This window comes from Agrobacterium sp. 22-209-1, assembly GCF_053522485.1.
Genome location: NZ_JBNWCH010000010.1, coordinates 34,527 through 47,432, shown reverse-complemented (window position 1 = coordinate 47,432; position 12,906 = coordinate 34,527). Strand labels below are relative to the sequence as shown.

Below are 12,906 nucleotides of genomic sequence, written 5' to 3'. Positions count from 1 at the left end.
TCTTCAGGCACAAAAAAACCGGAATGGGTGACCATTCCGGTTTTTGTTTTGGATGAGAGCGCCTTACGCCGCCTTTTTCTCTGCGGCGGCATTAACAGAGGTCTTGGCAAGCGCTGTCAGGGCCTCGTCGGTCTTGGACTCTTCCTTGAGCGTGGCATCCAGCAGTGCGACGGCCTTTGTGTGGCCAAGCTTTTCCGCCCATGCCTTCAGAGTGCCATAGCGGGCGATCTCGTAGTGCTCGACCGCCTGTGCCGAGGAGACAAGGCCGGCATCAAGAGCGGGCGTTCCCTTGAAATCCTCAATGATCTCTTCGCCTTCGGCGATGATGCCCTGAATGGCTTCGCAGGTCTTGCCCTGAGCCCGCTTGCCAATGATTTCGAACACTTCCTGCAGGCGTTCGATTTGGCCCTGGGTTTCTTCTTTGTGCTTTTCAAAAGCCTGTTTCAGCTTCGGGTCGGTGGCCGCCCGGGCCATTTTCGGCAGGGCTTTCAGTATCTGCCTCTCGGCGTAATAAATATCCTTCAGCGTGTCATAAAACAGGTCGTCGAGTTTCTTCTCGGCCATTGGTCCTTCTCCCATGTGTGAAAATATGTGACGTGCGCCCATGCGCACGGGAGGCAAACCCTTTGCCTCGGCCATAGTTCCGGCTCTGTTGCGCGCAACGTTTATATTGCCGAGTGGAACCAACACGGCCTCCTTAAACTTAGTGTGAAGAAATTGCCGGAGGAGATGCGACCTTGCCCCAAAGCCTAGCAGAAGAATTTTCGATGAATATTTCCATCCCCTTCGAGGTGCTGCTGGTGCGTGTGTTCGGCGCGGTCATCCTGTGCGGCCTGATCGGTCTGGAACGGGAGTTTCACAAGAACACCGCTGGACTGCGCACCAACATGCTGATCGGCCTCGCCGCCGTCACCTTTTGCGTCATCACCGTTCATATGATGGAGACAATGGCGGAAGGTCATGAAGCCGCACGGCTCGATCCCATCCGGTTGGTGGAGGCGGTGACGGCCGGCATCGCCTTTCTCGCGGCGGGTGTGGTCGTTTATACCAGAGGCGATGTCAAAGGCTTGACGACGGGCGCCAGCATGTGGCTTTCGGCGGCAATCGGCCTTTCGGCCGGCCTTGGCATGTGGCCGCTTGCCCTTCTTGCTTCGGGGATGGGTATTGTCGTCCTGTGGACGCTGCGCCGCATGCAGGTGGCGGCGGGCATCAAGGAGGACTAAACGACATCAGCCGAAGCGGAAAAGATCGGCATCTGGGTCCTTGCCGCCATTGACGGCGGCGGCCACGATTTCAGCGGCGATCTGGCTGAAGGTAATGCCGTTGCCGCCAAAACCCATCACTGCATAAACGTTGTTCATTCCGGGCACCGGGCCAATCAGCGGCAGACCGGTGGTGGTCGTGCCGAAGGCCGCCGCCCAGCGATATTCCGGTTCTCCCACATCGATGTCGAGAAGCTTTTCGATCTTGCGACGGATCGTTTCCGCCTTGGCGGCGAGCTGGCGCTCCGACTGGTAGGCGGTGGGGTTTTCCTCGTCCTCGCCTCCGGCGATCATCCGCCCCTCCCGGTCGGTGCGCAGGTAGAGATAGGGATCGGAGGCCTCCCAGACGATGTGGTTCTCCAGCCAGTCGGGCAGGTCAAGCCCCTTTCTGCTAGCCAGCGCCCAGGTGGAAATGATCTGGTGCTTCGGGCTTTCGAGCATTTTCAGAAATTCATAGCCGGTGCAGAAAACGACATTGCGTGCGGAAAGGATTTTGCCACCGGCGGTGGCGAGGACAACCGCGTCGCCGAGGTTTCTGAGATCGGTGATCTCAAGCTGCGAGACGATTTCGGCACCGGCACCCGCCGTGTGGCGCAAAAGGCCGGCCGTCAGCTGTGCGGGATTGGCGGAGGCCGAGATATCGCTGAGGATGGCGGCGGTCCGATCCAGCCCATATTGCTCTCTCAGTTCCGCAGCGGTGAGGAAACGGGCCTCGATGCCCGCTTCTTTGCGGGCATCCGCTTCGGCTTTCAACGCGCGCGATCCCATGTCGTCTCCGGCGAGATAAAGCGCCTGTTTGCGCTTCATGCTGCAGGAAATGCCGAGCGAGGAGACGATTTCCTCCAGCCGCAGGACGGCGCGGGCGGAACGCTGCCATGCCCTGTCAGCCGCGTGCCTGCCGATCATCTTTCGAAGCTGCGTCAGCGGCGTATCGATCTCGTGCTGGATCATCGCGGTGCTGGCGACGCTGCTGCCCATGACCGGCTCACGCCGGTCAACGATCAACATGGATTGACCTGGCCGTTGCAAGGCGTGGGATACGAGTGCGCCGCTGATGCCGGCGCCGACGACAATCGTATCGTAATGGTCGGCCTCCGGCATGCGCCTGCTGCGGACTCCGATACGCGGGCTATCCGCCCACACGGGTTTTGAGTCCCTGAGGTCACGTTCTCTTGTCAGTTCCGATGTCGGCATGAAATCATCCTGAAAGGTGTCACGGCTCGGTATAGCCGGCGACATTGATGGTGAGCGTTACGCTGCGGGGATCGTTGCGGAAGAAAAGCGTGCCGGTGTCGCGAGACTCCGAGGCGACGTAATCGAATGTCACATCGGCGCTCTCCAGCGTCGCGTCGTTTTGCTGCAGGTCGCCGCGCACCTGCACCTGCGCCGCCGTCGTCATGGAAAGGTTGCGGATGTCGAATTTCACCCGGTATTGCCCGGCTTGCCCCTCTACGCCGGTAACGGCGATGTCGAAGCGGGCATCCTCCGGCCTGTAGCGATATATGTCATAACCGATCGAGCCCAGCATGGCGGCGACCAGAAGCGTGCAGATGGTTCCCGTCACCCATTCGATCCAATGCGGATCGGCGCTTTCCATCTGTTTTCCGTTTTTGGATATCGTCATCTTGTCCTCACAGGATCAGCCGGGCCGACGCCGCGCCGATCGAGGCGGGCACGCCGAGAATGACGGCGGCATTCATGATCTGCGATAGCGAGGTGTGGTCGAGGCGCTCGAAGGTCCAAAGCGTATAGATGCTGATGGCGATGGCGACGACATAGCCGGGCAGGGTGAAGCGGATGAAGGATTGCCACCACTTCTGCCCTTCGTGCAGCTGGTGCGAGCCCTTGAAGTGAAGCGCGTAGACAAAGCCATGCATGATGGCGATCGACAGCAGGCAAAGCGCCAGAATGTGATAGGGCGTCACCTTATAGGCGATCAGGATCATTTCTTCCGTCGGGGCGACATTGAGGCCGAGGAAAAGCGCGCCGACCATCATCATGAACAGTTCGTGCAGATAACCCGTCTCGCCCGAATATTCGCCCTCCTCCTCATCCTTCGTATCAGAATGCTGACCGAGCTGGCTGCGCCCAAGAAGCGCGCCGATGCTGGCTGGAACGGATTGCAACGCAATCTTGGCGATGAAGTTGGAGGCGGTGATCTGGTCGTTCAGAATGCCGAACAGCAGGAGTACGGCGGCGCTGACGGCGATGCCCAGCCCATAGGCCGTTATCGCGTCGCGCAGCGCCTGACTCCAGGAGTTAACATTCTCGAAACCGATGCGGCGGGCGAGAAGCAGCAGCAGCGGCAGGTTGAGGATGCAAAGCAGGAAAAGCCGCCATGAATTGATGTAAAGGCCGAGAAACCACATTTCCATGGTCATCAGCATGGGCAGGGCAAACAGCAATGCACCCGCCGTGCCGCGTGCGAGACCGATCAGAAATTGCCCGACCTCGTCATCATCCGCATCTCTTTGATTGATCGCCGCCACCATGCTGCCCCCTGTCCAGAGCGATAACGCAATGGTGTTTTTCCGGTTCCGTGGGTTTATTTCGCGGGATCGATGAGAGCGATGCCGAATTCCCGGCGATAACTGCGCCGCAACTCCGCAGGTGTTTCGCGGATGACGACTTCCAGCGTTGGCCGCACCACTCCTTTGAGAAAATGGCCGCCCTTCGTGGAGCCGTCGGCAAAGCCCAGAACCACATGCAGGTGCGGATTGGGTGTGTCGTTCTCGTCAAGGGTGATATCTCCGAGCAGGCTCAGAACCTCGCCCTGGTCGGTGATCGGTATTTCATTGTAGTCACGCGTCGAAAGGTCGAAAAAGGCGAGGGTCGCCGTGGCGAAAGCCCCGATCGCGCTCACCGAGGCGGCGTTGATGTTCTCGGCCTTGGCAAAGCGCCTGATGGCCTCGAATGCTTCTTCTTCGGGATCAATGACGAGGATGAAGGTACGCTCCGCGCCGCTTGCCAGCAATCTGCTTTTCATGTCTTCCTCCCAAATAGAAGTGCCGCCGGAAAACCGGCGGCACGGGAATAAAGGTGCGTGTCTTAAGCGGCGCGGCGTTCGTGGCGGCCTTCCTCGACCTCTTCCACGATCTTGGCGACAAAGGCGTCGAGATCGTCAGGGCTGCGGGAGGTAACGATCCCCTTGTCCGTTACCACCTTTTCATCCTTCCAGTTGGCGCCGGCATTCTTGAGGTCGGTCTTGATCGACCAATAGGAGGTGGCGTCGCGGCCACGCAGGGCGTCGGCTTCGACAAGCAGCCACGGTGCATGGCAGATGGCGGCGACCACCTTGCCGGATTTGACGAAATCGCGGACCACCCGCATCGCATCCTCGTCGTGACGCAGAATATCTGGGTTGATCTGGCCGCCGGGAAGAACCAGCGCGTCAAAATCTTCCGCTTTGACGGCTTTCGCCAAGAGATCGACGGCGATGCTGTCGCCCCAGTTCTTCTTGTCCCAGCTCTTGATCTCGCCCTCTTCGATGGAGGCGATCTTCACGTCTGCACCTTTGGCCTTCAGCTGGTCATAGGGCACGCGCAATTCGGAACGCTCATAGCCGTCCGTTGCGAGAATGAGGATTTTTGCGGCGTTGATAGCAGTCATGTCTTTCTCCTTGTAGGTTTAGTCGTCCTTGTCGGAATTGATAGATGGCAGGAAAAACTCCACGTCCTTGCGGCGCTCCGCATCGAGATTTTCGATATGCGTTTGCCAGAACCGTTCGGCCTCCGCCGGTTCGTGCTCCCATTGGCGCACGAAGGTCTTGTTATCGTCGATCATCACCTGACGCGTGCCGCCGAGACGCAGATATTCTTCCGCAAGTTTGCGTGTTTCGGTCTTTTCCATGTCGCGGCTCCTTGTGCGTCGAAAGCGGGAACGGAGGGGCGCCGGATGGGTAAGAAGCTCGGCTGCCGTTTCGTTGGCCATCGGGAGAAAACGGAAAAATCCCGATGTTCTTCAGCACCATCGCGTCCGTTTGACACGGCGGCCCCTCCAGTTGGAACAACGTGATCTTTCCGGTAAGGTTCCGTAGTTTTCCGGCGGCGTCATTGCCGAGCGGAATGTATCGCGCGCAATTTTTCACCGGAACAAACGGGCATGTCCGGCTGTTTTATCCCCGATGCAGGGGAGGCGGCATGGCAGCCAGACAGAGCGACGGTGAATACCGGAATAACCACGAAAACAAAGGCTTCTGGTCGATCGATTTCGGCGGCTCGCCCGTTATCGGCACGGCCATCCATGACGGCCATCGCATTAGACCTGACGTGTCGCGGCTCATGGCCCTTTCCCCGGAACAGAGGCTGAGGGAGGAAGACCCTTTCACCGGTGAGATGATCGCCGGGCTGACGAACCGTATCGTCGTTCACCATTCACGTTTCGAAATCGATCTCAACCGAGCGGCCGATCAGGCGATCTATCTGAAGCCGGAACAATCCTGGGGGCTTGAGGTCTGGAAAGAAGAGCCGGCGCAGGAAGCCGTCCGGCAGTCGCTCGACTTTCACGCCGACTATTACACGATGCTGGAGACTATGCTCTCCGCAATCGAAAGGCGGCATGGGGCTTTCGTGGTGCTTGATATACACAGCTATAATCATCGCCGGCAGGGTGCGGCCGCGCCACCGACGGCGCAGGCGGAAGCGCCCGATATCAATATAGGCACCTTCTCCATGGATCGCAGCCGCTGGGGCGATATCGTGAGCGCGGTCGGGCGCCATTTCGCGTCAGCGACCATCGGCGAACGCCACCTCGATGTTCGCGAGAACGTGGCGTTTCAGGGCAAGGGAGAGCAGACCCGTTTCATCCACGAAAGGTTCGCAGAAAATGGCTGCGCCATCGCAATCGAGTTCAAGAAATTTTTCATGGACGAGTGGACGGGAAAGCCGGATGAGCGTGTGGTGGCGGATATTCGCCAAGCGATCGCGGCACTCCAGCCAGTAATCGAAGAATGTCTGAGGTCGCGGCGATGAACCCTTCATCCGCCCCCAGCGCGCCCTCTCCCATCGCCGATCTGGTCGATGACGTCGTGTCCTGCCTTGAGGCCGGCAAGGCCATCCGCCGCGATGTCGGCAAAGACGGTCGTCTGCATATCGACCGGCCGCTGCCGTTCCTGTGCCTGCATCTGACCGGCGGCACGAAAAATCTCGCCGCCCGCGATATCGCCGCCGCCCATGCCTCCTATCTGATCGTGCCGACCATTCAGGAGGCGGCGCCGCTGATCGAGGCTATTGGCACGGTCGTGCGGCAGCGTTTCGGCGCCTTCATCGTGCTCGATATCGGCGAACTGGAGCATGACATCCTGCTGGCCGACGATTCACCTTTCCTGCCGCATTTTGAGGTTTCGGTCTCCGCCACGTCAGAACCGGAAACCCAGAAAGCGCGTCGGGTCTTCATAAAGGCAGTCTGCGATGCCGAGGTACGCTTTCGTACGCCGCGCATCACCCGGCCGGAACCGGAAGCCGATCCGATCCTCCGGTTTCAGAATGCCGGGCTGGATTTTCCCTGCATCAGCGTGCGTTTTGCGCCGATCTATCGCCAGCCGGAATCCGGTGCCGATTATCCCGGTTTGCGGGAGACGATGATCGCCGATCTTTTCGATGCGGGTTTGCAGGCCTTTTCGTCTTTTTCCTCCGATATGGATGCGTTAAACGTCGCCAGTCACAGGGCGCTGGGTCGCAAGGCCTTTGTGGATGCGGTGAAACGCGCCGACCGATCTATCGACGACATCGTCTCGTCGTTCGATTTTCTACTCTCGGTCACGCCCATCAATGCGCGACGGGCCTTCGAGGAGTTTCGCGACGGCGGCTTCCAATACGCGCCGCGCCTGCTTTACCGACCGCTGGGCGTGGATGTGGAAGAGCAGAAGCGCAAGCTTTATTCCGTCGCCTTCGATCACCTCGAAGACCCTGTGCTCTATCATCTTTATCGGGAGAAACAGCGGGAGATCGATCTGCAGCTGACGATGCTGGCCAGCCTGCATCATCGTACCTTCACCGATTTCTCCCGCGCGCTCTACGGTGCCGTCGAACCCGCGCTTCTGACGCTGGCGCTTCATGTGCTCAAGGATTGCCCGCGCGGGCAGGAAAGTGGCGAAATCGCCATGGTCGATTGTTATGCTGTCGCGAACAAGTCGCGCGAGATGGTCGAGACCTATCTGGCGGAAGAACCGGAGTTCAAGGCGCGCGTCGAAATCCGCGACGACCTGCCGCCGGGCATGATGGTGACGGGCGAGAAGCTTTTGATCTCCCGCCATACCGTCATGGAACAGCGCCGTGTCGAGGCGCTGCTGTCGCATGAGATCGGGGTGCATCTTCTCACCTATTTCAATGGCTCGTTTCAGGGGTTGCGGCTCTTCCGCACCGGCCTTTCCGGTTACGAAGGCGTGCAGGAGGGGCTGGCAGTGCTGGCGGAATATCTGGCTGGCGGTATGACGCGTGAGCGCCTGCGGCTGATCGCTGGCCGCGTTGTCGGATGCGCCGCCATGCTGGATGGTGCAAGCTTCGTGGAGACCTTCCGTATCATGACCCGCGATCACGGGTTCGATGAGGCCGGCGCCTTCAACATGGTGCTGCGCATCTATCGCGGCGGCGGTCTCTCCAAGGATGCGATTTATCTGCGCGGGCTGGCCGAGGTGATGGACCATCTACGAAAGGGCGGGGCGCTCGATCCGTTCTGGATGGGTAAGATCGCCGCTCAGCATTTTCCTGTCATGCAGGAGCTGGCCTTGCGCGGCCTGTTACGTCCCCCTGGGATAAGGCCTGCATTTTTATTGCCCGCCAAGGCCAATGAGCGCCTGGAGAAAATCCGGGCGGGATTATCCATCGCCGAACTGGCGACTTTATAGGAGGGGCTTCATGCGTATCGCATTTTTCGTCAATTCCATCGAAACCGAGGGGCCGACCTTCGCCACGGGCCTGCTGGCCATGGCCGCGCTCAATCGCGGCCATGATGTGGTCTATCTGACACCGGGGGATTTTACCCTGCGCTCCGATGACACGCTGGCGGTTCATGCCACTGTTGTCCGTAAGGGAAAATACAAAAAGCCAGAGGCTTTCCATGTGGCACTCCAGGACAAGGCGCTTGAGCGCATGACCATGGACGTGGAGGAAATCGACGCGCTGATGCTGCGCAACGATCCGTCGCTCGACCAGACCACCCGGCCATGGGCCGTTCATGCCGGTATTCTGTTCGGCAGGCTTGCCGAGCAGCGCGGCGTGGTGGTGCTGAACGACCCCGAAGGTCTGGCGCTTGCGCAGAACAAGCTCTATTTTCAGAGCTTCCCGGAAATCGTTCGCCCAACGACGCTGATTTCCCGCAACGTCGAGGAAATCCGAGCCTTTGCCGATGCGCACCCGAAGGGCGTCATCGTCAAGCCGCTGCAGGGCTCCGGCGGCAAGAATGTTTTCAAGATCGGGTCGAGCAAGGAGACCAATCTCAATCAGATTTTCGAGGCGGTGAGCCTTGAGGGTTATCTGATTGCGCAGGCCTATCTGCCGGCCGCGAAAGAGGGCGATGTGCGGTTCTTCATGATGAATGGCAGGCCGTTGATGCGCGATGGCCAATATGCCGCGCTTCGCCGGGTGCCGGCCAAGGGAGACCTGCGCTCCAACATCCACGCCAACGGCACCGCCGAGGCGGTGAAGGTGACGGATGAGATTGTCGAACTGGCTGAAATGATGCGTCCGAAGCTCGTGGAGGATGGCATGTTCCTTGTCGGCCTCGATATCGTCGGCGACAAGATATTGGAGGTGAACGTGTTTTCGCCGGGCGGGCTGTCGAATATCCTTGAACTCACCAATGTGGACTTCAGCGATACAATCATCGAGGCGGTGGAAACCAAGGTGTCGATGCAGGCGGCATCCGGTGGTGCCCTGTCGAACAGGCTGCTGGCGACACTCTGATTATTATTATTCTTTCAGTTTGCCGTTCATGTCGCGATACCAGGCGACGAGGGCCTTGATGCCCTCCTCGACCGGGGTCTGCGGCACATAACCGGTCAATGCCCTCAGGAGATCGGGCGAGGCGAAGGTGCGGGGAACATCGCCCTGCTGCATCGGCAGCATGTTGCGGATCGCCGGCTTGCCAACGGCCTTTTCGATCGTTTCGACAAAATGCATCAGTTCCACCGGCTGGCCGCCACCGATATTGACGACGCGGAAAGGTGCGTGGTGCGAAAGCGTGTCGGTCACGCCTTCCTGCGTCACACGGTTTTCCTCGGAGGGGATGATCTGGCTCAACCGGACAATGCCCTCCACGAGATCGTCGATATAGGTGAAATCACGGCTCATATTGCCTTGCCCGTAAATATCGATGGGCCGGCCGTTGGAAACGGCATCGACGAATTTGATCGGTGCCATGTCCGGCCGTCCCCACGGGCCGTAGACCGTGAAGAAGCGGAAGGCGGTGGTGGGCAGCTTGTGCAGATGCGCATAGCTGTGCGCCATCAGTTCCATGGATTTTTTGGTGGCGGCGTAAAGCGTCATCGGCTCGTCGGCCTTGTCGCTTTCCGCAAACGGGATTTTCTCGTTGGCGCCGTAGATGGAAGAGGTAGACGCCAGCATCAGGTGCTTGACCTCAAGGCTTCTGGCAAGTTCCAGCATGTTGAACGAGCCGATGAGATTGGAATCGATATAGGCGCGCGGATTTTCAAGGCTGTAACGAACCCCGGCCTGTGCGGCGAGGTGGATGATGATTTCCGGTTCTGCTGCTTCTGCCGCCCGCTTCAGCGCATCGGTATCTTCCAACATGCCGATCTCGGCCCGGAAGCCGTTGGAGCGGGCAAGGATGGCGTGGCGTTTTTCCTTGAGGCTGACATCGTAATATTTCGTCATGCCATCGAAGCCGGTGACAAAATGGCCGGCATCCAGCAGCCGTTTCGCAACGTAAAAGCCGATGAATCCTGCCGTGCCGGTAACCAGATAACGCATGATGACTAAGTCCCGAATCCGTTGGTGCGTTTGCGGTTAGACCGAAGCGCGGAAAATCTTTTGATGAAATTGCGAAAGCGCAGCCTTCAGGTGCCGTTGCCCGGGCTGCCTTCATGCGGGCGGCCGACGGCGGCATAGATGAAGCCATGCGCGGCAACTTCATCCGTTCGGTAGATATTGCGCAGGTCCACGAGCACAGGGCTTTTCATGATGGCTTTGAGGCGCGGCAGGTCGAGCGCGCGGAACTGGTTCCATTCCGTCACGATCACGACGGCGTCGGCGTTTTCCGCGGCTTCGTAAGGGCCGGCCGCATAGTCGATGTCTTCCATCAGGTGCCGGGCATTCGCCATGCCTTCCGGATCGTAGCCCACCACTTTTGCGCCACCATCCTGCAAAGTCTGGATGATGGCGATTGCCGGGCTGTCGCGCATGTCGTCGGTATTCGGCTTGAAGGTGAGGCCAAGCACGGCGATCTTCTTGCCGCGCACATCGCCGCCCACAGCGTTGATGACCTTGCGGCCCATGGCGCGCTTGCGGTTGTCGTTGATGGCGATGGTGGTTTCGATCAGCCGCACCGGCGCATCATAATCCTGCGCGGTCTTGGCGAGCGCCAGCGTGTCCTTCGGGAAACAGGAGCCGCCATAACCGGGGCCGGCATGCAGGAATTTCGGGCCTATGCGGCCATCGAGACCGATGCCGCGCGAGACGTCCTGCACATTGGCGCCGACCTTTTCGCAGAGATCAGCCATTTCGTTGATAAAGGTGATCTTCATCGCCAGAAAGGCGTTGGCGGCATATTTGATGAGTTCGGAAGCGCGTCTTGTAGTGAAGAGCAGCGGTGACTGGTTGAGGTAAAGCGGGCGGTAAACCTCGGTCATGACGGGGCGGGCGCGCTCATCCGAAAGGCCGACGACGATGCGGTCCGGCCGCTTGAAATCCTCGATGGCGGCCCCTTCGCGCAGGAATTCCGGGTTGGAGACCACGGCGAAATCGGCCGAGGGGTTTTCTTCGCGAATGATGCGCTCCACCTCGTCGCCGGTGCCGACGGGAACAGTAGATTTGGTGACGATGACGGTGAACCCGTCAAGCGCATGGGCGATCTCCTTCGCCGCCGCATAGACATAACCGAGATCGGCATGGCCGTCGCCGCGCCGCGAGGGCGTGCCGACTGCGATGAAGACGACATCGGCATTGGCGACAGCTGCGGAAAGATCGGTCGTGAAACTCAGCCGGCCAGCCTTGGCGTTGTTGGCGACGATGGTTTCCAGACCAGGCTCGAAGATGGGGATATGGCCGCTTTTCAGGGCTTCGATCTTCTCCGGCATCTTGTCGACGCAGACCACGTCATGGCCGAAATCGGCAAAACACGCGCCGGACACGAGGCCGACATAACCCGAACCGATCATCACAATCCGCATTCTTTTTCCTTTCGGTTAGCGAGGCCATGTTAACGCAGCAGCACCGGCCGGGGAAATCGGCGGGTGAAAAATCGCATGATGATGTTTAGCCGCCTTCATGTCCGTCGCCAAGCGCCACGATCAACACCGGCTAACCTCTTTCCATGACGGTGATGTGATGGCCGTGGCGGGACAAATTTGCCGCACCTTGCAGCCGATTGCATCGATGCTGTGAGATCGCCCATTTTTGCCTGTTTTGCGGCTTGCACTCATAGGTAGCCGGGTCTAGCCATAGGGTCGAGGATCAAATCTGCCAGACCGTCTGTCCCTTGGTTGGGGCGTCCAGGTCGCGTCACGCGGCCGGGGGATGCTTTGCATTGCGGTCGATGTTGGGGAAGTCAAATGCAAAAGGGTTTTCTGCTCGGTCTGTTCGCTTATGCGACCTTTTCCATGGGCGATGCCACAATCAAGTCGCTGGGATCGCAGATCAGCGTCTTCGAAATAGGCTTCTTCAGCATTCTTTTCTCCGGCATCTTCATCTTCTTCAGCAAGCCGCGCGAAGAAAGGTGGCGCGAATTCTGGCGCATGAGCCGGCCCTTCGCCGTGCATGGCCGTGCCATCTCCGGGCTTTTCGCCGGTATTTTCGGAATCTATGCCTTCACCACCATTCCGCTGGCGGAAGCGTATGCGCTGATCTTCCTGTCGCCGCTCTTCGTGACCGTCCTTTCCGCCGCCGTGCTGAAGGAGAATATCGGCCCGTGGCGCTGGGCGGCGGTTCTGGCCGGCATCGTCGGTGTCATTCTCGTCGTGCGGCCTGGTTTCAAGACACTGGAGCTCGGGCATATTGCCGCCATCGGCGTGGCATTCCTTGCGGCCATGACCATCGTTCTTTTGCGCTCGCTGGCGGGCAAGGAAAAGCGCACCTCGATCATGGGCGTGCTGTTGATCTATGGTTTGACCTTTAATGGCATCGCGTCGATCCCCGATTTCGTCATGCCCAATCTGCACCAGTTGCTCGCCTTCGCTTTCATCGGGCTTTGCACGGCAACGGGCCAGATCACCCTTCTGGTCGCAACCCGCATCGCGCCGGCAAGCCAGATCGCGCCCTCGCATTATTCGCAAATCCTCTGGGCCGTGGCGATCGGCATTGCTTTCTTCCACGAATATCCTGACGCCACTGCTGTGCTTGGGCTCGCCGTCATCGCCGCATCGGGACTGCTGACGATGATCCGTGAGAAGGTAAGGCTCGGCACCGTGCGCTGGAACCCGTTTTTCCGCAATCGTCTTTGAACTCACCCTTGATCGGAAACAGTGCGTCAA

General features: G+C 59.2%; 14 protein-coding genes. 5 read left to right on the top strand and 9 right to left on the bottom strand.

Annotation, left to right across the window (positions count from 1 at the left end; translation table 11 throughout):
- Positions 1–63 precede the first annotated feature (63 nt).
- Positions 64–564: a YciE/YciF ferroxidase family protein gene (locus ACQZ48_RS19290; RefSeq protein WP_137412461.1), complete on the bottom strand. Its 501-nt coding sequence runs from the start codon at positions 562–564 to the stop codon at positions 64–66.
- A gap of 173 nt (positions 565–737) precedes the next feature.
- Between ACQZ48_RS19290 and ACQZ48_RS19285 the strand changes: the two genes are divergently transcribed.
- The gene (locus ACQZ48_RS19285; RefSeq protein WP_137412460.1) at positions 738–1,223 is read left to right on the top strand and encodes an MgtC/SapB family protein; all 486 of its coding nucleotides are present in this window, start codon (positions 738–740) and stop codon (positions 1,221–1,223) included.
- A 6-nt stretch (positions 1,224–1,229) separates the two neighbouring features.
- Here ACQZ48_RS19285 and ACQZ48_RS19280 read toward each other — a convergent pair whose 3' ends face one another.
- From ACQZ48_RS19280 to ACQZ48_RS19255, 6 genes are all read right to left on the bottom strand, one after another.
- On the bottom strand, positions 1,230–2,456 hold the full coding sequence (locus ACQZ48_RS19280) for an NAD(P)/FAD-dependent oxidoreductase (protein WP_448729190.1): 1,227 nt from the start codon (positions 2,454–2,456) through the stop codon (positions 1,230–1,232).
- A 19-nt stretch (positions 2,457–2,475) separates the two neighbouring features.
- On the bottom strand, positions 2,476–2,886 hold the full coding sequence (locus tag ACQZ48_RS19275; RefSeq protein WP_448729189.1) for a TIGR02588 family protein: 411 nt from the start codon (positions 2,884–2,886) through the stop codon (positions 2,476–2,478).
- Positions 2,887–2,893: 7 nt separating this feature from the next.
- On the bottom strand, positions 2,894–3,754 hold the full coding sequence (locus ACQZ48_RS19270) for a TIGR02587 family membrane protein (RefSeq protein WP_448729188.1): 861 nt from the start codon (positions 3,752–3,754) through the stop codon (positions 2,894–2,896).
- A 53-nt stretch (positions 3,755–3,807) separates the two neighbouring features.
- Positions 3,808–4,248, bottom strand: coding sequence for a PPC domain-containing DNA-binding protein (locus ACQZ48_RS19265; protein WP_448729187.1), 441 nt, complete (start codon positions 4,246–4,248; stop codon positions 3,808–3,810).
- Between the two features lie 62 nt (positions 4,249–4,310).
- Positions 4,311–4,871: a type 1 glutamine amidotransferase domain-containing protein gene (locus ACQZ48_RS19260; protein ID WP_137412456.1), complete on the bottom strand. Its 561-nt coding sequence runs from the start codon at positions 4,869–4,871 to the stop codon at positions 4,311–4,313.
- An 18-nt stretch (positions 4,872–4,889) separates the two neighbouring features.
- On the bottom strand, positions 4,890–5,111 hold the full coding sequence (locus ACQZ48_RS19255; RefSeq protein WP_077984959.1) for a hypothetical protein: 222 nt from the start codon (positions 5,109–5,111) through the stop codon (positions 4,890–4,892).
- 290 nt (positions 5,112–5,401) lie between these two features.
- Between ACQZ48_RS19255 and ACQZ48_RS19250 the strand changes: the two genes are divergently transcribed.
- The 3 genes from ACQZ48_RS19250 to ACQZ48_RS19240 are packed head-to-tail and all read left to right on the top strand — an operon-like array spanning position 5,402 to position 9,163.
- The gene (locus tag ACQZ48_RS19250) at positions 5,402–6,232 is read left to right on the top strand and encodes an N-formylglutamate amidohydrolase (protein ID WP_137412455.1); all 831 of its coding nucleotides are present in this window, start codon (positions 5,402–5,404) and stop codon (positions 6,230–6,232) included.
- Positions 6,229–8,106: a flavohemoglobin expression-modulating QEGLA motif protein gene (locus ACQZ48_RS19245; RefSeq protein ID WP_448729186.1), complete on the top strand. Its 1,878-nt coding sequence runs from the start codon at positions 6,229–6,231 to the stop codon at positions 8,104–8,106. The genes ACQZ48_RS19250 and ACQZ48_RS19245 overlap by 4 nt, the downstream gene beginning before the upstream one ends.
- A gap of 10 nt (positions 8,107–8,116) precedes the next feature.
- The gene (locus tag ACQZ48_RS19240; protein WP_137412453.1) at positions 8,117–9,163 is read left to right on the top strand and encodes a glutathione synthase; all 1,047 of its coding nucleotides are present in this window, start codon (positions 8,117–8,119) and stop codon (positions 9,161–9,163) included.
- A 6-nt stretch (positions 9,164–9,169) separates the two neighbouring features.
- Here ACQZ48_RS19240 and ACQZ48_RS19235 read toward each other — a convergent pair whose 3' ends face one another.
- Both ACQZ48_RS19235 and ACQZ48_RS19230 read right to left on the bottom strand, forming a co-directional pair.
- On the bottom strand, positions 9,170–10,189 hold the full coding sequence (locus tag ACQZ48_RS19235; protein WP_077984957.1) for an NAD-dependent epimerase: 1,020 nt from the start codon (positions 10,187–10,189) through the stop codon (positions 9,170–9,172).
- An 86-nt stretch (positions 10,190–10,275) separates the two neighbouring features.
- Complete coding sequence (locus ACQZ48_RS19230; protein WP_448729185.1) at positions 10,276–11,607, bottom strand: UDP-glucose dehydrogenase family protein; 1,332 nt, start codon at positions 11,605–11,607, stop codon at positions 10,276–10,278.
- Between the two features lie 381 nt (positions 11,608–11,988).
- Between ACQZ48_RS19230 and ACQZ48_RS19225 the strand changes: the two genes are divergently transcribed.
- A complete protein-coding gene (locus ACQZ48_RS19225; protein ID WP_077984955.1) occupies positions 11,989–12,876 on the top strand; it encodes a DMT family transporter in 888 nt (295 codons plus the stop codon).
- Positions 12,877–12,906: the final 30 nt, after the last annotated feature.

Excerpts from the sequence above, each read along its gene's own strand:
- ACQZ48_RS19290 (WP_137412461.1), bottom strand. The coding sequence starts at position 564 with ATGGCCGAGAAGAAACTCGACGACCTGTTTTATGACACGCTGAAGGAT.
- ACQZ48_RS19280 (WP_448729190.1), bottom strand. The coding sequence starts at position 2,456 with ATGCCGACATCGGAACTGACAAGAGAACGTGACCTCAGGGACTCAAAA.
- ACQZ48_RS19275 (WP_448729189.1), bottom strand. The coding sequence starts at position 2,886 with ATGACGATATCCAAAAACGGAAAACAGATGGAAAGCGCCGATCCGCAT.
- ACQZ48_RS19270 (WP_448729188.1), bottom strand. The coding sequence starts at position 3,754 with ATGGTGGCGGCGATCAATCAAAGAGATGCGGATGATGACGAGGTCGGG.
- ACQZ48_RS19265 (WP_448729187.1), bottom strand. The coding sequence starts at position 4,248 with ATGAAAAGCAGATTGCTGGCAAGCGGCGCGGAGCGTACCTTCATCCTC.
- ACQZ48_RS19260 (WP_137412456.1), bottom strand. The coding sequence starts at position 4,871 with ATGACTGCTATCAACGCCGCAAAAATCCTCATTCTCGCAACGGACGGC.
- ACQZ48_RS19255 (WP_077984959.1), bottom strand. The coding sequence starts at position 5,111 with ATGGAAAAGACCGAAACACGCAAACTTGCGGAAGAATATCTGCGTCTC.
- ACQZ48_RS19250 (WP_137412455.1), top strand. The coding sequence starts at position 5,402 with ATGGCAGCCAGACAGAGCGACGGTGAATACCGGAATAACCACGAAAAC.
- ACQZ48_RS19245 (WP_448729186.1), top strand. The coding sequence starts at position 6,229 with ATGAACCCTTCATCCGCCCCCAGCGCGCCCTCTCCCATCGCCGATCTG.
- ACQZ48_RS19240 (WP_137412453.1), top strand. The coding sequence starts at position 8,117 with ATGCGTATCGCATTTTTCGTCAATTCCATCGAAACCGAGGGGCCGACC.
- ACQZ48_RS19235 (WP_077984957.1), bottom strand. The coding sequence starts at position 10,189 with ATGCGTTATCTGGTTACCGGCACGGCAGGATTCATCGGCTTTTACGTT.
- ACQZ48_RS19230 (WP_448729185.1), bottom strand. The coding sequence starts at position 11,607 with ATGCGGATTGTGATGATCGGTTCGGGTTATGTCGGCCTCGTGTCCGGC.
- ACQZ48_RS19225 (WP_077984955.1), top strand. The coding sequence starts at position 11,989 with ATGCAAAAGGGTTTTCTGCTCGGTCTGTTCGCTTATGCGACCTTTTCC.